The 20,560-nt window shown below is 70.5% G+C and carries 16 protein-coding genes and 1 pseudogene; 8 read left to right on the top strand and 9 right to left on the bottom strand.

The genetic code is table 11. The features are described 5' to 3' along the window. Positions 1–17: 17 nt before the first annotated feature. The 3 genes from grpE to ACWD11_RS08825 form a co-directional block, all read right to left on the bottom strand. Entirely contained in the window at positions 18–671 is a 654-nt protein-coding gene (gene grpE / locus ACWD11_RS08835; RefSeq protein WP_389416777.1) for a nucleotide exchange factor GrpE, read from the bottom strand. Beyond that, positions 668–2,512: a molecular chaperone DnaK gene (gene dnaK / locus ACWD11_RS08830; protein WP_250077749.1), complete on the bottom strand. Its 1,845-nt coding sequence runs from the start codon at positions 2,510–2,512 to the stop codon at positions 668–670. The genes grpE and dnaK overlap by 4 nt, the downstream gene beginning before the upstream one ends. A 93-nt stretch (positions 2,513–2,605) precedes the next feature. After that, positions 2,606–3,625, bottom strand: a complete 1,020-nt coding sequence (locus ACWD11_RS08825) for an MraY family glycosyltransferase (protein WP_451282129.1) — start codon at positions 3,623–3,625, stop codon at positions 2,606–2,608. Positions 3,626–3,831: 206 nt separating this feature from the next. On the opposite strand from ACWD11_RS08825, the gene ACWD11_RS08820 reads away from it, so the two are divergent. Together ACWD11_RS08820 and ACWD11_RS08815 are read left to right on the top strand one after the other, a co-directional pair. Beyond that, positions 3,832–6,099, top strand: a complete 2,268-nt coding sequence (locus ACWD11_RS08820) for a (Fe-S)-binding protein (protein WP_451282127.1) — start codon at positions 3,832–3,834, stop codon at positions 6,097–6,099. A 103-nt stretch (positions 6,100–6,202) separates the two neighbouring features. Beyond that, positions 6,203–6,490, top strand: coding sequence for a zinc-ribbon domain-containing protein (locus ACWD11_RS08815; protein WP_389416773.1), 288 nt, complete (start codon positions 6,203–6,205; stop codon positions 6,488–6,490). A 17-nt stretch (positions 6,491–6,507) separates the two neighbouring features. Here the strand turns inward: ACWD11_RS08815 and ACWD11_RS08810 are convergent, their stop codons facing one another. Together ACWD11_RS08810 and ACWD11_RS08805 are read right to left on the bottom strand one after the other, a co-directional pair. Then, a complete protein-coding gene (locus ACWD11_RS08810; RefSeq protein WP_389416772.1) occupies positions 6,508–6,858 on the bottom strand; it encodes an SCO4225 family membrane protein in 351 nt (116 codons plus the stop codon). 80 nt (positions 6,859–6,938) lie between these two features. Then, on the bottom strand, positions 6,939–7,274 hold the full coding sequence (locus tag ACWD11_RS08805; protein ID WP_451282125.1) for an SCO4225 family membrane protein: 336 nt from the start codon (positions 7,272–7,274) through the stop codon (positions 6,939–6,941). A 210-nt stretch (positions 7,275–7,484) separates the two neighbouring features. Between ACWD11_RS08805 and ACWD11_RS08800 the strand changes: the two genes are divergently transcribed. The 6 genes from ACWD11_RS08800 (at position 7,485) to ACWD11_RS08775 (ending at position 15,759) form a co-directional block, all read left to right on the top strand. Further along, positions 7,485–8,759 carry an FG-GAP repeat domain-containing protein gene (locus ACWD11_RS08800; RefSeq protein ID WP_451282123.1) on the top strand — a complete coding sequence of 425 codons (1,275 nt, stop codon included), beginning with the start codon at positions 7,485–7,487 and terminating at the stop codon, positions 8,757–8,759. 190 nt (positions 8,760–8,949) lie between these two features. Beyond that, positions 8,950–10,422 (top strand): FG-GAP and VCBS repeat-containing protein, encoded by a 1,473-nt coding sequence (locus ACWD11_RS08795; RefSeq protein ID WP_389416769.1) that lies wholly within the window; start codon positions 8,950–8,952, stop codon positions 10,420–10,422. A gap of 62 nt (positions 10,423–10,484) precedes the next feature. Beyond that, entirely contained in the window at positions 10,485–11,903 is a 1,419-nt protein-coding gene (locus tag ACWD11_RS08790; protein ID WP_389416768.1) for an FG-GAP-like repeat-containing protein, read from the top strand. A gap of 32 nt (positions 11,904–11,935) precedes the next feature. After that, the gene (locus ACWD11_RS08785; protein WP_389416767.1) at positions 11,936–13,270 is read left to right on the top strand and encodes an FG-GAP and VCBS repeat-containing protein; all 1,335 of its coding nucleotides are present in this window, start codon (positions 11,936–11,938) and stop codon (positions 13,268–13,270) included. A gap of 29 nt (positions 13,271–13,299) precedes the next feature. Further along, positions 13,300–14,736, top strand: a complete 1,437-nt coding sequence (locus ACWD11_RS08780; protein ID WP_451282120.1) for an FG-GAP-like repeat-containing protein — start codon at positions 13,300–13,302, stop codon at positions 14,734–14,736. A 51-nt stretch (positions 14,737–14,787) separates the two neighbouring features. Further along, positions 14,788–15,759 (top strand): Yip1 family protein, encoded by a 972-nt coding sequence (locus ACWD11_RS08775; RefSeq protein WP_389416765.1) that lies wholly within the window; start codon positions 14,788–14,790, stop codon positions 15,757–15,759. An 88-nt stretch (positions 15,760–15,847) separates the two neighbouring features. Here ACWD11_RS08775 and ACWD11_RS08770 read toward each other — a convergent pair whose 3' ends face one another. The 4 genes and pseudogenes from ACWD11_RS08770 to ACWD11_RS08755 all read right to left on the bottom strand — a co-directional run. Then, a complete protein-coding gene (locus ACWD11_RS08770; protein WP_451282118.1) occupies positions 15,848–16,630 on the bottom strand; it encodes a calcium-binding protein in 783 nt (260 codons plus the stop codon). A gap of 285 nt (positions 16,631–16,915) precedes the next feature. Further along, positions 16,916–18,382, bottom strand: coding sequence for a recombinase family protein (locus tag ACWD11_RS08765; protein ID WP_451282116.1), 1,467 nt, complete (start codon positions 18,380–18,382; stop codon positions 16,916–16,918). A gap of 90 nt (positions 18,383–18,472) precedes the next feature. Continuing rightward, on the bottom strand, positions 18,473–19,894 hold the full coding sequence (repSA, locus tag ACWD11_RS08760) for a replication initiator protein RepSA (protein WP_451282114.1): 1,422 nt from the start codon (positions 19,892–19,894) through the stop codon (positions 18,473–18,475). Continuing rightward, positions 19,891–20,559: pseudogene (locus tag ACWD11_RS08755) on the bottom strand (DNA cytosine methyltransferase); the annotation flags it as partial. The pseudogene ACWD11_RS08755 and the gene repSA, both read right to left, overlap by 4 nt. Between the last annotated feature and the right edge of the window lies 1 nt (position 20,560).

The following is a 20,560-nucleotide window of genomic DNA, read 5'->3' as shown; positions in this document are numbered from 1 at the left end:
GTCCCTCCTTCCCGTGATCAGCCCTCTTCAGAGCTGCTGTCCTTCTCCTCGCCGGCCTCGGACGCCTCCTCGGCCTTCACCGTCTGCGCGCCCGGCTGCGGTTCGGCGACGGCCACCCGCGCGGGGCGGATGGTGCGCTCGCCGATGCGATACCCCGGCTGGAGGATCGCGACGCAGGTCGTCTCGGTGACATCCGGCGCGTAGCTGTGCATCAGGGCCTCGTGGATCGTCGGGTCGAAGGGCTCGCCCTCCTTGCCGAACTGCTGCAGACCCATCTTCGCCGCGACGGTCTCCAGCGACTCCGCGACGGACTTGAAGCCGCCGACGAGCTCGCCGTGTTCCCGGGCGCGGCCGATGTCGTCGAGCACCGGGAGGAGTTCGGTCAGGAGGTTCGCGACGGCGATCTCCCGCACCGTGATCCGGTCCCGCTCCACGCGGCGGCGGTAGTTCTGGAACTCGGCCTGGAGCCGCTGGAGGTCCGCGGTGCGCTCTTCGAGCGCCTTGCGTACCTGGTCCAGCTGGGCCGTCAGACCGGCGATCTGGTTTGCGTCCCCGGCCGGGGCCGCCCCCTCGTCGTCCGACGGGGTGGCGGCCTGCGGCTCGGCGTCGTCGGGGGTCGCGCCGGAGGGGACGTCGGGCTTCTCCTCGAAGCCCGGGGTCTCCTCGGTCACGCGGCACCGTCCTTGCGCTCGTCGTCGACGATCTCGGCGTCGACGACATCGTCGTCGGCCTTCGGGGCCTCGTCGCCGGCGGACGCGCCGCCCGCGGCCTGGGCGCCCTGGGCGTCGGCGTACATCGCCTGGCCAAGCTTCTGCGAGACCGCGGCGACCTTCTCGGTGGCGGTGCGGATCTCGGCGATGTCCTCGCCCTTGAGCGCGGCCTTCAGCTCCTCGACGGACGCCTCGACCTCGGTCTTGATCTCGCCCGGGACCTTGTCCTCGTTGTCCTTGAGGAACTTCTCGGTCTGGTAGACGAGCTGCTCGCCCTGGTTGCGGGTCTCGGCGGCCTCGCGGCGCTTGTGGTCCTCCTCCGCGTACTGCTCGGCCTCCTGGCGCATGCGGTCGACCTCGTCCTTCGGCAGCGAGGAGCCGCCGGTGACGGTCATCTTCTGCTCCTTGCCCGTGCCGAGGTCCTTCGCGGTCACGTGCATGATGCCGTTGGCGTCGATGTCGAAGGCGACCTCGATCTGCGGGACGCCGCGCGGGGCGGGCGGCAGACCGGTCAGCTCGAACATCCCGAGCTTCTTGTTGTACGCCGCGATCTCGCGCTCGCCCTGGTAGACCTGGATCTGCACGGACGGCTGGTTGTCCTCGGCCGTCGTGAAGATCTCGGAGCGCTTGGTCGGGATCGTGGTGTTGCGCTCGATCAGCTTGGTCATGATGCCGCCCTTGGTCTCGATGCCGAGGGACAGCGGGGTCACGTCGAGGAGCAGGACGTCCTTGACCTCACCCTTGAGGACACCGGCCTGGAGGGCGGCACCGATGGCGACGACCTCGTCCGGGTTGACGCCCTTGTTGGCCTCGTTGCCACCGGTCAGCTCCTTGACGAGCTCGGCGACGGCCGGCATACGGGTCGAGCCACCGACGAGAACGACGTGGTCGATCTCGGAGAGGGCGATCCCGGCGTCCTTGATGACGTTGTGGAACGGCGTCTTGCAGCGCTCCAGCAGGTCGGCCGTCAGCTGCTGGAACTGAGCCCGGGTGAGCTTCTCGTCCAGGTGCAGCGGGCCCTCGGCGGACGCCGTGATGTAGGGCAGGTTGATCGAGGTCTCGGTGGAGGAGGACAGCTCGATCTTGGCCTTCTCGGCGGCCTCGCGCAGGCGCTGCAGGGCCATCTTGTCCTTGGCGAGGTCCACGCCGTGACCGGACTTGAACTGCTGCACCAGGTAGTCGACGACGCGCTGGTCCCAGTCGTCACCACCGAGGTGGTTGTCGCCGTTGGTGGCCTTTACCTCGACGACGCCGTCACCGATCTCCAGCAGGGACACGTCGAAGGTGCCGCCGCCGAGGTCGAAGACGAGGATCGTCTGGTCGTCCTTGTCGAGGCCGTAGGCGAGCGCCGCCGCGGTCGGCTCGTTGACGATGCGCAGGACGTTCAGACCCGCGATCTCACCGGCCTCCTTGGTGGCCTGGCGCTCGGAGTCGTTGAAGTACGCCGGGACGGTGATGACCGCGTCGGTCACCTTCTCGCCCAGGTAGGCCTCGGCGTCCCGCTTCAGCTTCTGCAGGATGAAGGCGGAGATCTGCTGCGGGTTGAAGGGCTTCCCGTCCAGCTCGATCTTCCAGTCGGTGCCCATGTGGCGCTTCACGGACCGGATGGTCCGGTCCACGTTGGTGACCGCCTGACGCTTGGCCACCTCGCCGACGAGCACTTCGCCGTTCTTCGCGAAGGCGACGACGGACGGCGTGGTCCTGGCGCCCTCGGCGTTGGTGATGACGGTGGGCTCGCCGCCCTCCAGAACGCTGACGACGGAGTTAGTCGTGCCCAGGTCGATGCCGACCGCACGTGCCATGGTTGATCCTCCAGCTGACTTGAGTGGAACGGACTCAAGTGTGCATGACCCGCCCCTCCCGGTCAACAGACCTGAGTCACCAGGGCTCAACTCTTATCCGTTCCTTACACGCAACTGCGGCCTGACCTGCATGGACGCCGTGGGACGAGGGCGCGCCCGCTTGACTTTCAGCAGCAGGAGTACGGCGAGCAAGGCGACGCCGCCCACCCACAGCGCCGCCGACGCGGCGATCCACCCCAGGTGCACCAGCACCCCGACGAGTACTCCACCGAAGGCGCCCGCACCGAGGAAGACGGCCGCCCCCTGCGCGGTGAGCCCGAGCCGCCGCAGCCGGTGGGCGAGATGGTCGGGCCCGCCGCGCAGCACCGGCCGCCCGGCGAGCCGGCGCGCCGCGACCACCAGGACGACGTCGGCGCTCGCGACGGCGGTGAGGGCGAAGAGCGCCCCCGCGCTGGCGGAGCCCTCGTACCCGGCGCGGGTCAGCACGGCCGCCGAGGCGAGCAGGAACCCGGTGAACAGGGAGCCGCAGGCGCCGAGTCCCACGCGCGCGGGGGGCCAGTTGTGCATGAGGAACCCGGTGAGCGCGGCGGCCAGCACGCTCAGCAGCACCGCGAGCCCGTCCATCACCTCGGCCGCCGCACAGACGCCCACCCCGAAGGCGGTGACCACGGCCACGGTGCCGGCGAGCGCGTCCGCGTGATCGAGCGACCGGAAGGCGAGCGTCACGCCCACGATCCAGCCGACGGCGGCCAGACCGCCCAGCACCCCGGTCTCCTCGTACGGCACCGCACAGGCCGCCGCCAGGGCCGTACCGCCCACCAGGAACCGCGCCTTGACCCGCCGCACGTCGGCGACCAGGCCGAGCGCGGCGACCGCCGCGGCCGCGACGAGCAGCCGGGCGATGTCCGAGCCGAGGGGAGCGAAGCCCGTCCGGTCGCCGGTCACCGCGACCAGACAGGTGACGAGCACGACGGCCACACCGCCGCCCAGCGGCAGGGCCCGCCGGCACCGCCGGTCCAGCAGCCCCAGGCGCAGGAAGGGAGCCCGGACCAGGGCAGTGAGGACGGCGGAGAGGAGCAGGGCGGCGGTGGCGGCGGCGATCCCGTAGAGCACGGCTCTAAATTAGTGCCATATGTACTAATTTGGCGTGAATAACACGATCGGTTCTTAAGGCAACCCTCAGCGACACAGATCACCGAGGCGCTGACTACAGTGCGACGGAGGATGGGGGTAGTCTCAGACGGACTGCATAAGTTACCGCTTAGTAATACCGCTAAGTGTCCTCCCCGAAGAAGCTCGCAGGCCCGAGGAGCCCCGAAATGCAACTCGCCGCGATCATCGTGTCGATGGTCCTCATGGCAGTCGGCGTCGCCCTGTTCGGCCGTGCCATCCTGCAGATCGTCCGCTTCATGATGCTCGGCCAGCCGCTCCCGGCGGGGGCCCGGACCGACGACCCCGTCCTGCGGACCGTCACCGTGGCCAAGGAGTTCCTCGGCCACACCCGGATGAACCGCTGGGGCGTCGTCGGCGTCGCGCACTGGTTCGTGGCGATCGGCTTCTACACGCTGCTGCTGACCATCGTGAACGCCATCGGCCAGCTCTTCCAGGCCGACTGGCTGCTGCCGGTCATCGGCGAATGGGCGCCGTACAACGTCTTCGTCGAGTTCATCGGCACCATGACGGTCCTCGGCATCCTGGTGCTGATCGTCATCCGGCAGCTGTCGCGGCCGGGCAAGGCGGGCCGCAAGTCCCGGTTCGCGGGCTCCAACACGGGCCAGGCGTACTTCGTCGAGGCGGTCATCCTCACCGTCGGCGTCTGCATCTTCATGCTGCACGCGCTCGAGGGCGCCCAGCACCACGTGGACAGCTACGAGGCCTCGTTCTTCATCTCGTACCCCGTGGTCTCCGCCCTGGAGGGCCTGGACCTCTCCACGCTCCAGAACCTCACCTACTTCTTCGCGGCCCTGAAGATCGCGGCCTCCTTCATCTGGATGATCACGGTCGCCCTGAAGACCGACATGGGCGTGGCCTGGCACCGCTTCCTGGCCTTCCCGAACATCTGGTTCAAGCGCAACGCCGACGGCGCCACCTCGCTGGGCGCGCTGCTGCCGATGACCTCCGGCGGCAAGCCGATCGACTTCACCGACCCCGGCGAGGACGACGTCTTCGGTGTCTCCCAGGTCGAGCAGTTCTCCTGGAAGGGCCTGCTGGACTTCTCCACCTGCACCGAGTGCGGCCGCTGCCAGTCGCAGTGCCCGGCCTGGAACACCGGCAAGCCGCTCTCCCCGAAGCTCCTCATCATGTCGCTGCGCGACCACGCGCACGCCAAGGCGCCGTACCTGCTCGCGGGCGGCGGCAAGACGATGGAGGGCGAGGAGAAGGCGTCCGAGGAGCAGCTGGCCCAGGTGCCCGCCGCCGCGCTGGCCGAGGCCGAGCGCCCCCTCATCGGCACCGCCGAGGAGAACGGCGTCATCGACCCGGACGTCCTGTGGTCCTGCACCACCTGCGGCGCCTGTGTGGAGCAGTGCCCGGTGGACATCGAGCACATCGACCACATCGTCGACATGCGCCGCTACCAGGTGATGATCGAGTCGGCGTTCCCGTCCGAGGCGGGCACGATGCTCAAGAACCTGGAGAAGAAGGGCAACCCCTGGGGCCTGGCCAAGAAGCAGCGCCTGGAGTGGACGAAGGAAGTCGACTTCGAGGTGCCGGTCGTCGGCAAGGACATCGAGGACCTGTCCGAGGTCGAGTACCTGTACTGGGTGGGCTGCGCCGGCGCCCTGGAGGACCGCGCCAAGAAGACCACCAAGGCCTTCGCGGAGCTCCTCCACATGGCGGGCGTCACCTTCGCCATCATGGGCGGCGACGAGAAGTGCACCGGTGACTCCGCCCGCCGCCTCGGCAACGAGCCCCTGTTCCAGGAGCTCGGCATGGAGAACGTGGCCGCGCTGAACATGGCGTTCGGCGAGGATGACGAGGACGAGGCGACCAAGAAGCCGAAGTCGGCCAAGAAGATCGTCGCCACCTGCCCGCACTGCCTCAACACGCTCGGCAACGAGTACCCGCAGCTCGGCGGCGACTACGAGGTCATCCACCACACCCAGCTGCTGCAGCACCTGGTGGACGAGGGCAAGCTGGTCCCGGTCACCCCGGTCGAGGGCATCATCACCTACCACGACCCCTGCTACCTGGGCCGCCACAACAAGATCTACACCCCGCCGCGCGAGATCATCGCCAATGTCCCCGGCCTGCGCAACGAGGAGATGCACCGCCACAAGGAGCGGGGCTTCTGCTGCGGCGCCGGTGGCGCGCGGATGTGGATGGAGGAGCGGATCGGCAAGCGCATCAACAACGAGCGCGTGGACGAGGCGCTGTCCGTGAACCCGGACATCGTCTCGACGGCCTGCCCGTTCTGCCTGGTGATGCTGACCGACTCCGTCAACGGCAAGAAGAACGAGGGCAAGGCCAAGGAGTCGATCCAGGTCGTCGACGTCGCCCAGCTTCTGCTGGAGTCCGTGAAGACCCCGGCCGACCCGGAGGACGCCGCGGAGACGGAGAGCGAGCCCGAGCCGGAGCCGGTGAAGTAACGGCCGCCGCGCTACGCCGGACGCCCCCTGCCCGCCCGGGTGGGGGGCGTTTGCCGTGATGGCCCACACTGGGACCAAGGAACCGATCCGGGAAGGCTGCGGCATGATCATCTTCGGTACCAAGGGCTACCTGTACCAGCTGGCGATACTCACCCTGATCTGCGCCCAGTGCGGCAACCCCGCCGCGCACACGCTGCGCAAGCGGGTCACCAAGTTCACGCTCTTCTTCGTGCCGCTGTTCCCGGTCTCGACGAAGTACGCGACACAGTGCACCTTCTGCGGCGCCGAGCAGAAGGTGACGAAGGAACAGGCCGAGCAGCTGCAGGCGCAGGGCGCCGGGGGCGCCGCCCAGCAGTACGGGCAGCCGCAGCAGCAGCAGCCGTACCAGTGACGCCCCAGCAGTGATGCTCAGGCCGCCGGGCGGGGCTGCGGGACGCGCACCCGGCGCACCAGCAGTCCGAGCACGGTGGCGTTGACCAGTCCGGCCGCCGCCGCTGCCGCGCTGAAGACGGCCGGGCCTAGCCACTCCACCGCCTGCACGGGCGTCGTCACCAGCAGGGCGAGGAAGCTGAACGGCGCCGTGGTGATCAGCGGATAGATGCCGGCGAAGCCCGGGTCCGGCGAGAGATAGGCGGCGTACAGGAAGAACCCGACCGACGCCGCGACCAGCGCGAGATACCCGCGCGAGAGCCAGTTGTCGGTGGCGGGGGCCAGCAGGGCGCGAAGACGGCGGGGGCGGGGGCGGGAGGAGCGCTCCATGGCTGTGTCCTTTGTCTGGCGGGTGCGGGTGGTCGGGGCGATCGGGATGGTCGGTGCAGCCGGGGCGGTCGTCGCCGACTTCACGCGTGCCGCGCTGCGCGGCTGTCGCGGATGTGGTGGCTGAGCGTGCCGACCGCGGCCGCGTAGACCAGTGCGGACAGCAGCAGCCATCCGGCCGAGAAGGACAGGGCGAGCGCCTGGGCCGGTCCGCCGCCCTCGGTGCCCGGGCCGAAGGGGAGGGCGATCGTCATGGTGGACAGCGGCGCCGTGAGCAGCAGATGGGCCGAGGCGAAGAGGCTGTCCGGGAAGACGAACGCGGCACCGAGCGAGGCCGCGCAGACGCCCAGATATCCCCGGGCGGGCCAGCTGTCCGTGGCGAGCGCGAGCAGCCGGCGCGGGCGGGAGTCCTTCGGCATGGTCAGTCCCCTGAGATCGTCGTCCGTGGTGCGGTGAGATCCACAGTGGCCCGACGGGCGCGGCCGGACATGAGTACGCGTACCTAGCGGCAGGGTGGGGCGTACCCACCCCACCCCTGTCGCCCTCGCTCGAACACATGCATCATGTCGAGGTCGTTGCCAGTGATGCTGACGAGGTGAGCGGTGCGCGTGCGAAGCAGCGGGACCTGTGTGGCTGCCCTGTTCCTGCTCGCCGCCTGCGGGCCCGCCCCGGACACCGATGCCCCGGCCACCGCGGCCCCCACCCGGACTCCCTCTCCGTCGGTACGGGCCGCCGACGCCCCGGCCGTACTGCCGGTCCCGCGCGGCGACGGCAGCCGCACCCCGGACGACTTCAACGGCGACGGCCACCGCGACCTCGTCCTCGACGAACTGGCCAGGCCGCAGCCGCACGCCGACGACCCGGGCATCGGCATCGTCTACGGCGGCCCCCGCGGCCTCCTCCCCGGCGCCCGCCAGCTCCTGAGCCCCGCGGAACACGCCGCCGCGACCGACGGCCGGCTCCCGGCGCTGTTCGAGGCGGAGACCGGCTGCAACCTGGACGGCGACGGGTTCACCGACCTCGTCATCGCCACCGACCCGCCCTACGACGGCCAGGGGCAGCCGCCGGTCCCGCTCCAGTTGCTCTTCGGCTCGCCCAGGGGCCTGACCGGCAAGGGCGTCGTCCTGGTCGTCCCCGCCCGGGCCCGCGTCGGCAACGACTGGCCGGACCGGCCGGTGTGCGGGGACTTCGACGGCGACGGCGCCGAGGATCTGGTCCTGCACGCCTCCGGCGGCCGGCTGAGCTTCCTGCGCGGCCCGTTCAGCCGCGAGGGCGCCCCCGAGGCCGCCGCCGCCCCGATCGCCGCCCCCGGCAACCTCCCCACCGGCCCGGCCGCCGACGTCGACCTCGACGGCGACGACGACCTGCTGATCCGTACCGCGGAGGGCTCCGGCCCCTCCACCGTGGTCCTCGGCGGCCCCGAGGGCCCGACCGGCGCCGGCGCCGCCCTGCCCGCCGGGATCGACGTCGCCCTCGGCGCCTTCGGCGAGGGCAAGGCGCTGGACGCCGCCGTCGGGACCATGGGCGAAACGTCCCTGCACTACGACCTCCCCACCACCGCCCGCGCCGCCCTCGCCTCCGCCGGTTCGATGCTCGACGCCGCCGACTTCGACGGCGACGGGCTGAGCGAACTCGTCTCCAGCGGCGCCCGCCTGCGGCTCTTCCCCGGCCGTACGGCAGGACTGTCGACCCGGGGCACGGTCACCGTCGAACCGGCCGCGTCCGGCACCACCCGTGTGGTGTCCGTCGCCGACCTCGACGGCGACGGCCGGGCCGACCTGACCGTGCGGACGTACGCGAGCGAGACGCGCGACACGGTGGCCGTGTATCCGGGCACGGAACAGGGCCTGGTCGCGCGGGAACCGGCGGTCACCTTCTCGACGGCCGCGTTCCTGAGCCGCTGACGCTCGGGCGGCTCACAGGTGGTTCAAAAATTTACCGAACGCACGTACAACCCTTACGCATCAGTGCGGGTCTCTTGATCGCCGACCGAGACGTGAATCGCGGGACAACTCCCGGCGAACGCGACCGGCCGCACCCCATTGACTGCGGATGCCCCGCCAGGCATCCCCCGCATGCAGCAGGAGAACCCGCATGCACCAGACGCTGCGACTCGCCCTCGCGACGGCCACCGCCGCCGCTCTGACGGGCGGGCTGCTCACCTTCACGGCCGCCACCGCGACGGCCGCGGACTCCACCGCCGTCGCCCAGGCCGACTTCAACGGCGACGGGGTCGGGGACCTCGCCTTCTCCGCGGAGGGCGCCTACGTCAGCGGCAAGAAGGGGGCGGGCCAGCTGGTCGTCCTCTACGGCTCCGCCACCGGGGTCACGTCCACCAAGCGCGCCACCGTCAGCCAGAACACCACCGGCACCCCGGGCACCGCCGAGGCCGGCGACCACTTCGGCCACGACACCGCCTACGCCGACTTCAACGGCGACGGCTACGACGACATCGCCGTCGGCTCGGCCGGCGAGGACATCGGCGGCGACACCGACGGCGGCAGCCTGGCCATCCTGTGGGGCTCGGCCTCCGGGATCACCGGCAAGGGCGTCACCGTCGCCGACCCGGCCCCCTCCTCGCACGACCGCTGGGGCGAGAACCTCGCCGCCGGGGACTTCGACGGCGATGGCAAGGCCGATCTGGCCGTCGGCACCAACACCGCCACGGTCCACGTCTTCAAGGGCGGTTTCTCCGCCACCGGCACCGCGGGCGGCCGCTACACCGTCAAGCCCCCGATCATGGGCTCGGACGCGGGCGGCCCGATGAACCTGACCGCCGGCGACGTCAGCGGCGACGGCCGCACCGACCTGGTCGTCGACGGCTTCGAGACTCAGACCGAGTACGGCTGGAACCGCAACTACTACCTCCCCGGGTCCACCAGTGGCCTGTCCACGGCCGGCATCAAGACCATCAAGCCCGGTGTGATCACCGCCATCGGCGACATCGACGGCGACGGCTTCGGCGACATCGTCAGCGGCGCGTCCTGGAACCCCACCCTCGGCGACGGCACGACCGTCCCCGACTCCGGCAAGGGCGGCAAGGTCTGGGTGACGTACGGCACGGCCACCGGTCCCGGCACCGCCACCGGCATCACCCAGGACACCGGCAACGTCCCCGGCACCGCCGAGGGCAACGACTGGTTCGGCCACGAGCTCGACCTCGGCGACATCAACGGCGACGGTTTCCTCGACCTCGCCATCGGAGTCGCGGGCGAGAACATCGCCGAAGCCGCGAACACCGGCGCGGTCACCATCCTCTACGGCACCGCCGACGGCCTGAACACCGGCTCCGGCGCCCAGTCCTTCGCCCAGAGCACCGCGGGCGTGCCCGGCACCGACGAGGACGACGACTTCTTCGGCCTGGACGTCAAGCTCGACGACCTCACCGGCGACGGCCGCGCCGACCTGGCCGTCGGCTCGGGCGAGAACGCCTACAACGGCGCCGTCACCTACCTGCCGTCCAACGGCACGAAGATCACCACCACCGGCTCCCGGGCCATCTCGCCGAGCACCTCGGGCGTCTCGACGACCGGCACGCCGTACTTCGGCGCGAACTTCGCCGACTGACCCGCCGTAGCCCCCCTTGGGCCCGCACCCGACGGTGCGGGCCCCCCGACTGGAGTCCTCTCTTGCGCACTCTCGTGATCGCCGCCGCACTCACCACCGGCGTGCTCACCGTCCTGCCCGCGACCCCCGCCGTCGCCGCCCCCTCCGGGCTGGCTAGCGACTTCAACGGCGACGGCTACCGGGACATCGCCATCGGCGCCATGGGCGCCGACGTCGGCTCGGCGAGCAGCGCCGGTGCCGTGGTCGTGCTGTACGGCTCGTCCTCGGGCGTTCCGTCCACCAAGAAGACCGTGATCACCCAGAACTCCACCGGAGTTCCCGGCACCGCCGAGTCCGACGACCGCTTCGGCGCGAGCCTCGCCACCGGCGACCTGAACAAGGACGGCTACGCCGACCTGGTCGTGGGCGCCGAGTTCGAGAGCATCGGCACCCGCAAGGGCGTCGGCAGCGCCACCGTCATCTGGGGCGGTTCCGCGGGCCTGACCGGCGGATCGGCGCTGCCGCAGCCCCCGGCGGAGCAGCTCGCCGAGTGGGGCGGCTACTCCCGGGGCGTCGCCACCGGCGACTTCGACGGCGACGGCGACACGGACGTCACCGCCACCGGCCAGACCCACACCCACCTCTACCAGGGCCCCTTCACCCGCACCGGCACCCCGGTCGGCCACTCCGGCGTCTACGAGCTGGGCACGACGTACGAGGTCGTCGCGGGGGACCTGACCGGCGACGGGAAGGCCGAGCGCGTGTACCCGTTCGCGCACGACGGCGACGTGGGCGGCGACATCCGCTACTTCCACCACGACCTCGGCGGCTGGGACCAGCACCCCGAGTCCGACTACGCCATGGTGGCCCTGCCGAAGGCCGACGGCTCCCTCGGCGCGAGCGGCGACATCAACGGCGACGGCTACGGCGACCTCGTCCTCGGCGACCACGCGGGCCCCGCCGCCCCCAAGGGCGGCCGCATCACCGTCTGGTACGGCGGCCCGAACGGCCCCGACCCGCAGCAGACGCCCACCGTCGTCCACCAGGACACCCCGGGCGTGCCCGGCACCGACGAGGAGGCCGACCTGTTCGGCTCCGCGGTCGACGTCGGCGACATCAACGGCGACAAGTACGCCGACGTCGTCGTCGGCGCCTGGGGCGAGGACATCGGCTCGGCCCGCGACGCCGGCTCGGTGACCGTCCTGTTCGGCTCGGCCACCGGACTGCGGACCACCGGCGCCAAGTCGTACACCCAGAACACCGCGGGCGTGCCCGGCTCCGCCGAGACCGGCGACGCCTTCGGCATGTCCGTCCGGCTGCTCGACCTCGACAAGACCGGCAAGGCCGACCTGGTGACCGGCGCGGGCTACGAGAACAGCAACGGCTCCGTCACCTACCTGCGCGGCACCGCCTCCGGCCTGACCACCACCGGCGCCAAGTCCCTCACCGCCGCCGGCGCCGGCCTCAAGGGCTCGACGTTCGGCTGGGACCTCGCCAGGTGACCCCACCCCGAGCCCGTCAGGAGACCTCCGTCATGTCCCGACGCACCGCCACCGCACTCGCCGCGGCCCTCCTCGCCACCGGCGTCACCCCGCTGTTCCTCACCGCCCCCGCCGCGGCGGCCGTCGCCAAGCACTACGACGACTTCAACGGCGACGGCCACCGCGACGTGGCGTACGGCGGCTACAACGGCGTCGGGCAGCACGGTGGCACGGTCACCGTCGTCTACGGCACCGCGAACGGCCTCGACACCGCGCACCCGAAGGCCATCCACCAGGACACCGCCGGCATCCCCGGCACCGACGAGGACGGCGACCGGTTCGGCGACTCCCTCGCCGGCGCCGACCTCAACAAGGACGGCTACGCGGACCTGGTCGTCGGCAACCCGACCGAGGATGTGAGCAGCCACCAGTACCGCGGCTCGGTCACCGTCGTCTGGGGCTCCGCCTCCGGTCTGTCCGGCGGCACCAGCCTGGTCCTGAAGTCCGGCGCCCAGGGCCACTTCGGCCGCGACCTCGCCACCGGCGACTTCAACGGCGACGGCTCGCCCGACCTCGCGGTGGTCGGCGGCGGCGAGACCTGGTTGTACCGGGGCGGCTTCAGCAAGTCCGGTACGACCGGCGCCGTCAGCGAGATCGACAAGGAAGGGGCGGGCTGGTACTCGTACAGTCTCGCCGCCGGAAAGGTCAACGGCGACGGGCGGACCGACCTGGTCGTCCTCGGCGAGCAGTTCGTCGACGGGCAGCCCGTCGAGCGCGCCTGGTACCTCAAGGGCGCCTCGGGCGGCCTGACCTCCGGCCCGTCCAAGACGGTCACCGCGACGACCGCCGCGATCGGCGACTTCGACAAGAACGGCTACGGCGACATCGCCTTCGGCAGGCCCGACTCCCACGACGGGAAGGGCTCCCTCCTCGTCTGGCTCGGCACGTCCGCCGGCCCGAGCGGCTCGGCGATGTACAACCAGGCCACCACCGGTGTCTCGGGCAGCGCCGAGGCGGGCGACAACTTCGGCTACGCCCTCTCGGCGGGCGACGTGAACGGTGACGGCTACCCGGACCTCGCGGTCGGCGTCCCGCACGAGGACGTCAGCGGCAAGGAGGACCAGGGCGGGGTGACCCTGTTCCACGGCGGCCCCGGCGGCCTGGACGGCCTGCGCTCCGCCTGGATCCCGCAGACCGTGAACGGCCCCGCGGACTCCCATGCCTCCTTCGGTCACACCCTGCGCCTGCGCGATGTGACGCACGACGGCAAGGCCGACCTGGGCATCGGCGCCGCGAACACCTCCCTGGTCCTGCGCGGCACCACGGCCACCCCGACGGCCACCGGTGCCTTCGTCCTGCCGGAGCTCGGCGGAACCTTCGCGGACTGAGGCCGCTCTCCCTTCACGAACGGAACCTGATGCACAAGAAGACGGCTCTCCTCCTGGCCACGGCCCTGACCACCGGTCTGCTCTGCGCCCTCCCGGCCGGCTCGGCCGCCGCCGCGCCCTCGGGCCTGTCCGGCGACTTCAACGGCGACGGCTACCGCGACCTCGCCATCGGCGCACCCCTGGCCCAGATCGGCACCAAGTCGAACGCCGGTTACGTCGGGGTCGTCTACGGCACCGCGAGCGGCCTCGACACGACCAAGCGCCAGATCATCAGCCAGGCCACCACCGGCATCCCCGGGACCCCCGAGTACGGCGACTCCTTCGGCGACCGCCTCACCACCGGTGACCTGGACGGCGACGGCTACACCGACATCGTGGTCGGCGTGCACGGCGAGCGGATCGGCACGACCGACGAGTACGGCGCGCTGACGGTGCTGTGGGGCGGGGCGAGCGGGATCACCGGCGGGACGGACATCAGCTCGCCGCTGCCGGAGCACCGCAACGAGCTCGGTTGGTCCGTCGCCACCGGCGACTTCGACGGCGACGGCGACACCGACCTGGCCGCGGCCAACCTGGCGCTGCCCGAACTGAACATCGTCGAGGGCCCGTTCACCCGCACCGGCCAGGCCGCGGGACTCACCGGCATCGACACCTACGAGCAGACCGGAGTCACCACCGACCAGATCGCCGCGGGCGACGTCACCGGCGACGGCAGGACCGACCTGCTGGTCATGGGTTACGAGGACATCACCGACGGCGTCCGCACCCGCGGCGTCCTCTACAAGGGCTCCGCCTCGGGCCTGGTCCCGGGCAGCAAGGTCGCGGGCGGCTACGCGGCGGCCATCGCCGACGTCAACAAGGACGGCTACGGCGACATCGTCACCGGCAACTTCTCGGAGAAGTCCACCGACGAGCCCAACGGCGGCCTCGGCGGCGCGATCACCGTCACCTACGGCGCGTCGACCGGCCTGAGCACCCGTACCCCGGCCCGCTTCACCCAGGACACCACGGGCGTGCCCGGCACCGCCGAGAAGAACGACCGCTTCGGCTGGAGCGTGGCCGCGGGCGACACCAACGGCGACGGATACCAGGACATCGCGGTCGGCGTGGCGGACGAGTCCCTGGGCTCGAAGGCCGACGCGGGCTCGGTCGTCGTCCTGCGCGGCTCCGCCTCCGGCCTGACCGGCACCGGAGCCAAGTCCTTCTCCCAGGACACCACCGGCGTCCCCGGCACCGCCGAGTCCTACGACTACTTCGGCGACTCGGTCTTCCTCACCGATGCCGACAAGGACGGCCGCGCCGAGCTGATCGCGGGCGCGCGGGGCGAGAACGACGGCGCGGGCGCGGTGTGGGTGCTGCGCGGCACCTCCACGGGTACGACGGCGACCGGCGCGAAGTCCTTCAGCAGCACCACGCTGGGGGGCCCGTCGGGCACGACGTACTTCGGCACCGTACTGAAGGGTTGAGCCGCCGGTCCCTGACCCACCCCCCAAGTCCCCCGTAGGGTCCCTTAGGGGATGTCACAGCTCGGCCGCAAAGCCGGGCCCGGAAGCCCGGGCCCGGCACGCCACTCTCCGGGACCAGGTACGTTCGAAGACGTGGCTGGATTCAGGATCGGACGCGGCGGCCGGGACAACCGGGCCCCGCAGGCGCGAGGGCAACAACCTCCGTACGGGCAGCAGGGGCCGTCGCAGGGCTACCCCCCGCCGCCGCAGCAGCCGTACCACGGCGGCTACGGCGGTCAGGGCCATGGCCAGGGCTACGGCGGCCAGGGCGGCGGCTACGGCGGTCAGGGCGAGCCGGAGTACTTCGGCGACGGCGGCGCACACCACCCGCAGGGCCCTGACCCGTACGCGGCGAACAACCCTGGCCACACGCAGGCGTTCTCGATCCACGAGGACCCCTACTCCCAGGGCCAGACCTACCACGCCGGCGCGGCCCCGGTCGGGCCCCGCCTGCACTGGAAGGACCTCCTGAGGGGCATCGTCCTGTCCCCCGCGAGGACGTTCCTCCAGATGCGGGACTACGCGATGTGGGGCCCCGCCCTGGTCGTGACGTTCCTCTACGGCCTGCTCGCGGTCTTCGGCTTCGACGGCGCTCGTGAGGACGCGATCAGCGCGACCCTGTCCAACGCGGTCCCGATCGTGCTGACCACGGCGATCGCGATGGTCCTGTCCGCCTTCATCCTGGGCGTGGTCACCCACACCCTGGCCCGTCAGATCGGCGGCAACGGCGCCTGGCAGCCGACGGTCGGCCTGTCGATGCTGATCATGTCGCTGACGGACGCCCCGCGCCTGGTGGTCGCCATGTTCCTCGGCGGCGACGCGGCCTTCGTGCAGGTCCTCGGCTGGGCGACCTGGGTCGCGGCCGGCGCCCTGCTGACGATGATGGTCAGCCGCTCCCACGACCTGCCGTGGCCGAAGGCGCTGGGCGCGTCGGCGATCCAGCTGGTGGCGCTGCTGTCGATCGTGAAGCTGGGCACGTTCTAGGACGCATGCAGGACGAACGCGGAAAGGGCCCCCGGCGTGCAGTGCACGCCGGGGGCCCTTTCCGCTGCTGTGTCTTTGTGCTGTGCGACTACTGGACGTCCACGAAGTCGCCGGCCGCGCTGACCGCCGGAGTCGTGCTCGTGCCCGCGAAGCTGTAGCGGAAGTAGCCGTCGGTGGCGGCGGTGACGGTCGTCTTGAGGCTGCCCGTCGAACTGGACTTGATCGTCTTCACCGTGGTGTAGGTGCTGCTGCCCTTCTTGCGGAACTGCAGCTTCACCGACTGGTTGGCGTAGCCGTGGTACAGGTTGTCCTCCCAGTTGGCCCGGGAAAGCTTGCCGGTGACCGTGATGGTCCGGCCCTTCTTCACCGGCTCCGGCGAGGCGTTGACCGTCAGCTTGGAGTAGCGCTGCACCTGGAAGGTGGTGGCCGCGTCCCGGTGGATGTAGTCGGAGTCCAGGGCGGCGACCAGCGTGCTGAGCCGCCAGGTGGCCGCCGCGTTGTTGCCGTTGATGGCGGAGCCGCCCTGTGGGTCGAACGTCAGCGTGCCGGTGCAGGTCGAGGTGGTGGCGCTCACCTTGACGCAGCTGATCTCGCCGTCGTCGTACCAGATCTGGTCGTAGTTCGGCGTCGGGCCGTAGGCGCTGATGTACGTGGTCTCGTCGATGCCCGAGTCGTCCGACGCGGTGACGGAGACCTTGGCGGACACGACGTTGGTGGTACCGACCACGACCGGCTTGCCGCCGTTGACGACGACCTTGTCGATCGTGATGTCGCCCGAGCCACCGTCCGCTGCCCGGGCGGTGGCACCGGTAGCCCCGGCGACCAGCGCGACGCTGGTTCCGAGCACGGCAAGGCGCATGGCTGAGCGCATGAACATCCCCCACGGAGTATGCGAATGACCAGAATTTGATCAGAGGAAGCGTACGTGACCCCAGTGACCGCAGTGACCGCAGGTCAGAGCGCTTCCTTGTTCTCCTTGGCCACTTCCCCCGACCTGCTGACCGGCGGCAGGACACTCCAGGCATCATTGACCGAATGAGGGTCGTTCCCGGCAAGGCATACGCGCAGGTCATCCGCATGGTGCGGGACAACGCAAAGGACGCGCGGCCGGCAGGTGCACAGCCACGCGTCCAGGGTCGGTGATGGACCGTTCCGATCATCGCCACACAGGCTCGATCAAGCTCGGGTCGAACTTGCGCGATCCCCTCCCGGCGGGATGGATCAGCACTGCCGAGAGGCTGTGAAGGACGAGAGCTTGCTGCCGCTCAATCGGAAGGGACAGGAAGTCCTCAAGGGTGCCGACGCTGAGAGCGGCGGTCTGCTGTCGCGCCTTGCTGAAACGCCCCCGCTCCAGCTTCAGCTCATCACGCCGGCGTTCCAGGTCCGGCAGAAGCTGAAGCAACGCCGAGACAGTAATCTCTCTGGCCTTTGCAGCTTGGGTCAGGGCGGCGATGTCCGACTCAACATCAATCAGCTCAGCCGCGTTGGGCCAGGACTCGACCTCTTCCACCGTGGTGGCCATGGCTCGCTCCCGCTGCTCGGCAAGTACGAGGCTGATGACGAACTCGTCCACGGCCTCCCCGGCGCGTCCGACCTTGCCGCACCCTCCGTTCACCACAGAGCACTGGTAGCTGAACCTGGCGGCCTTGGAGCCCTCTTTCCGTCGGCGGTTCACCTGCCCGCGAATCTTCGCGTGGCAGAGCCCGCATCGAGCGATCCCGGACAGCAGGTACTTCCGGGCCAACGAGCGACCGGGATACTTCTGCTTCCGTTCCGCGACCACCGCGCACACCGCTTCCCACTCTTCAACGGTGTTGATCGGCTCCCAGGCGCCGATGACCGGACGTCCCTCCTCGTCATCGAGGAGTACTTCGCCACGATAGGTGCGGTAGCCGCACAGTCTCGGGTTCGTCAGCATGCGTTCCACGAGGTGATGAGGAAGCCGAGTAGTCCCCTCGCGAGGATGGCCCAGTCCCCGGCGCTGCCAATCCGTGCGGATGGTTCCGATACGTACGCCGGCCAGCAGGTCTTTCTGAGCAGCGCGAATGTGGCCCGCCGCAACAGGGTCGACCGTACGTCCGTCTTTCTGCCATCCATAGGGAGCCGGACCACCACTCGACTTCCCCTGTCGCGCCAGTTCGAGATGCTTGCGTTGGATGCGGCGTGATGCGTCGTGCGAGGACTTGTTCGCGAAGGCCACCATCACGCGCGCCACGGTGCGGCCATCAGCCGTCCCCAAGTTCACGTCGTTGGTGACGGTGGCGAACACACGGCGCCTCCGCTCGTCGTACAGGTCGATGAGGCGTTCAAGATCCTTCGGCTGCCGGGCGAGCCGGTCAAGGTCATACGAAACAACGCCATCGATCAAGCCATCCGCCAGGTCGCTCAGCATCAGCTCGAACTCAGGCCGTCGGACGTTCCTCTTGTAGGCGGACACGTCGTTGTCCTGGTAGACCTTCGCGACCGCCCATCCTCGGAGATCCACCAGGCGTTCGCAGTCTTCGCGCTGCCGTGCGACTCCGAGACCATCGCCCTCGTCATCTCGGGAGATTCGCGTGTAGACCGCGACTCGGGGAGACACAGCTAGGCCCTCCCCTGAAGAACGAGAAGACGGTGCACCCATTCCTCATCCCTCGCCGGCGCACGCCGAAGGTGCTGCGCGATCCACTCGTCTTTCGTCATCACGGGCCGACGGGTCGTCTGCTCAGTCTTGCTAGCCATCACGGTCACCTCCATCCCAGTCGGCGAGCGCTTCGCGTGCGGCTTCGCGGTTGTGCTGGATGTCGCGGCGGATGTTGGCGGCGATCCAGGATTCGCCGGGGGTGTGGCCGTGGCCGGCGTAGGTCCAGTGGGCGAGGGTGAGCGTGGTTGCCTCGGTCTCGTCATCGGGATCGGGCAGGCCGAGGGCTTGGCGTTGCTGGGCTGCGCGGTAGTCGGCGCGGACCTGGCGGAGGGCTCCGAGGGTGGTGGAGTAGCGGCGGGACTTGGTGGAGAAGTGGCCGCGGAAGCCGAGCATGTGGGCCCAGTCGCGGAGCTTGCGGTCCGGGTAGAGGGCGTGCAGGTCGAGGCACATGGCGATGAGCCGGGCGGGGTGGTCGGGCACTTCGAGCAGGGCCAAGGCTTCCTTGTTGCCGATCCGGCGGTCGACGGTGCCTGTGGTCTCGGCGGCTTTGGTGGCGTACTTGGCGACGTAGGAGGCCACGGCCTGTTCGGTGATCTCCTCGCCGTTGCCGAAGGCCTGGATAGGTCGGACGTCGAGCTGCGTGCCCCAGCGCAGGGTGCGGGCCGGCTGGGTGATGGCCGGTTGGTCGGGGTCCGGCTGGTAGCGGGCTGGTGGCACGTCCACCTCGACGCGGGCGGCGGCGGCCTGGATGGCGTCGGTGAGCAGGTCGAGGGTGGCCCAGGCCGGCGGAGAATCGTCGGGTCCTCCCGGTCCGTCGAAGCGGATCACGGCATGGAAGTGCACGGCGCCGCGCTTCTGGTACTCGGCGACCTTGCCGAAGGAGACTCGTGATTCCTCGCGGGCGGCTTTCTGGGTGAGGCCGGCTCGCTTTGCGATCTCACGGCGCAGGTAGATCGTGAAGTAGCGCCACAGTTCGGAGGCGTGGTTGTTCCACAGCACCGCGCCCGCGTAGTCGTACGTCTCGGGGTCGAGCGGGGTGCCCAGCTCCGGGGCGTCCTCACCGTGGCGGACACCGCAGCGGCAGGGCCGGTTGCCCGGGCGGTTGTGGACGGGGCCGAAGCTCGGGGCGGTGAGGGTGGCGAACACCCGCGGATGGTTTCGGATGGTGTGCGGCGTGCCCTTGGCGGGATCGCCGACGAGTCCGGCACGGATGAGGTGGTAGGTGTCGCCGGCGTAGGTCCAGGCGCAGGCAGGGCAGCGCGAGGCGCGACGGTTGCCGCAGGCGATGCGCAGCCGGCCACCGGGTTCGGTGTCGGTGGAGTAGGAGTGCAGTACCTGCTTGGTGGCGGTGTCGCGGGTGACGGTGGAGCCGATCAGGTGGATGGGGTCGGAGCAGCCGCCCGTGCGTTTGATCTGCTCTTGGAGGCGGTCGAAGCCGTATGACCCGGCCAGCCTCAGTACGTCGGCGAGGGTGGCCGGGTCCAGGCCCGCCATGGTGGCGGTGTCGGTCACGCGGCGACCTCCAGTGGCGCGGGGACCAAGGGGCGGAGGACAGCGGAGGCGAGCAGCGGCGGAACGGCGTTGCCGATCTGCTCGAACTGCCGGGTCTTGGTGCCCTGGAAGGGGTAGCCGGTGGGGAAGGTCTGGAGGGCGGCGGCTTCCTGGACTGTGATGCGGACGGATTCCGGCCCCGCGGAGCCGTCCTTGTGCCATGACACGTCGTTGCTGGCCCGTGCGAAGAGCAGGGTGGCGGCGGGTTCATCGGCGCGGCGGATGGTGGCGTTGCGGCGGTTGCTGTGCCGCAGGACCCACTGGCCGCCTGCCTTTGCCGTGAACGTAGGTGCGGGCGCACTATGCGGGCAGGTGGTCTGCCGACTGCCGTCGGGCATCTGATTGCGGTTGGTGTGCAGCACCCACGAGCCGCGCCGTTGGGCGTCCATGAGCGCCTTGCGGGCCGAGGTGGGGAAGGGCTCCGGTCCGCCGCTCTTGCCGCCGCCGGCGGTGACGGTGGGGGTGGGGCGGTCGGTGGCGCCCCAGCCGAGGGCGTCGGCCATGGTGACCCACGGCGCCGGAGCGGGGCCGAACAGGGTGTCGGGTCCGGGCGCTTTGGCGTGGGTGGGCTCGGGCGGTGTCGCGGTGCGGGTGCGGGAGGCGAGGAGGAAGGCGCGGCGGCGGGTC

It is taken from the genome of Streptomyces sp. NPDC002776, assembly GCF_053592195.1.
This window is presented reverse-complemented; position numbering and strand designations above follow the sequence as displayed.

What these genes read in the sequence shown, in the direction of transcription:
- ACWD11_RS08820 (WP_451282127.1), top strand. Translation starts at nt 3,832, where the DNA reads ATGCAACTCGCCGCGATCATCGTGTCGATGGTCCTCATGGCAGTCGGC.
- ACWD11_RS08775 (WP_389416765.1), top strand. Translation starts at nt 14,788, where the DNA reads ATGTCACAGCTCGGCCGCAAAGCCGGGCCCGGAAGCCCGGGCCCGGCA.
- ACWD11_RS08810 (WP_389416772.1), bottom strand. Translation starts at nt 6,858, where the DNA reads ATGGAGCGCTCCTCCCGCCCCCGCCCCCGCCGTCTTCGCGCCCTGCTG.
- ACWD11_RS08795 (WP_389416769.1), top strand. Translation starts at nt 8,950, where the DNA reads ATGCACCAGACGCTGCGACTCGCCCTCGCGACGGCCACCGCCGCCGCT.
- ACWD11_RS08780 (WP_451282120.1), top strand. Translation starts at nt 13,300, where the DNA reads ATGCACAAGAAGACGGCTCTCCTCCTGGCCACGGCCCTGACCACCGGT.
- ACWD11_RS08765 (WP_451282116.1), bottom strand. Translation starts at nt 18,382, where the DNA reads ATGGGTGCACCGTCTTCTCGTTCTTCAGGGGAGGGCCTAGCTGTGTCT.
- dnaK (WP_250077749.1), bottom strand. Translation starts at nt 2,512, where the DNA reads ATGGCACGTGCGGTCGGCATCGACCTGGGCACGACTAACTCCGTCGTC.
- ACWD11_RS08785 (WP_389416767.1), top strand. Translation starts at nt 11,936, where the DNA reads ATGTCCCGACGCACCGCCACCGCACTCGCCGCGGCCCTCCTCGCCACC.
- ACWD11_RS08815 (WP_389416773.1), top strand. Translation starts at nt 6,203, where the DNA reads ATGATCATCTTCGGTACCAAGGGCTACCTGTACCAGCTGGCGATACTC.
- ACWD11_RS08770 (WP_451282118.1), bottom strand. Translation starts at nt 16,630, where the DNA reads ATGCGCTCAGCCATGCGCCTTGCCGTGCTCGGAACCAGCGTCGCGCTG.
- ACWD11_RS08805 (WP_451282125.1), bottom strand. Translation starts at nt 7,274, where the DNA reads ATGCCGAAGGACTCCCGCCCGCGCCGGCTGCTCGCGCTCGCCACGGAC.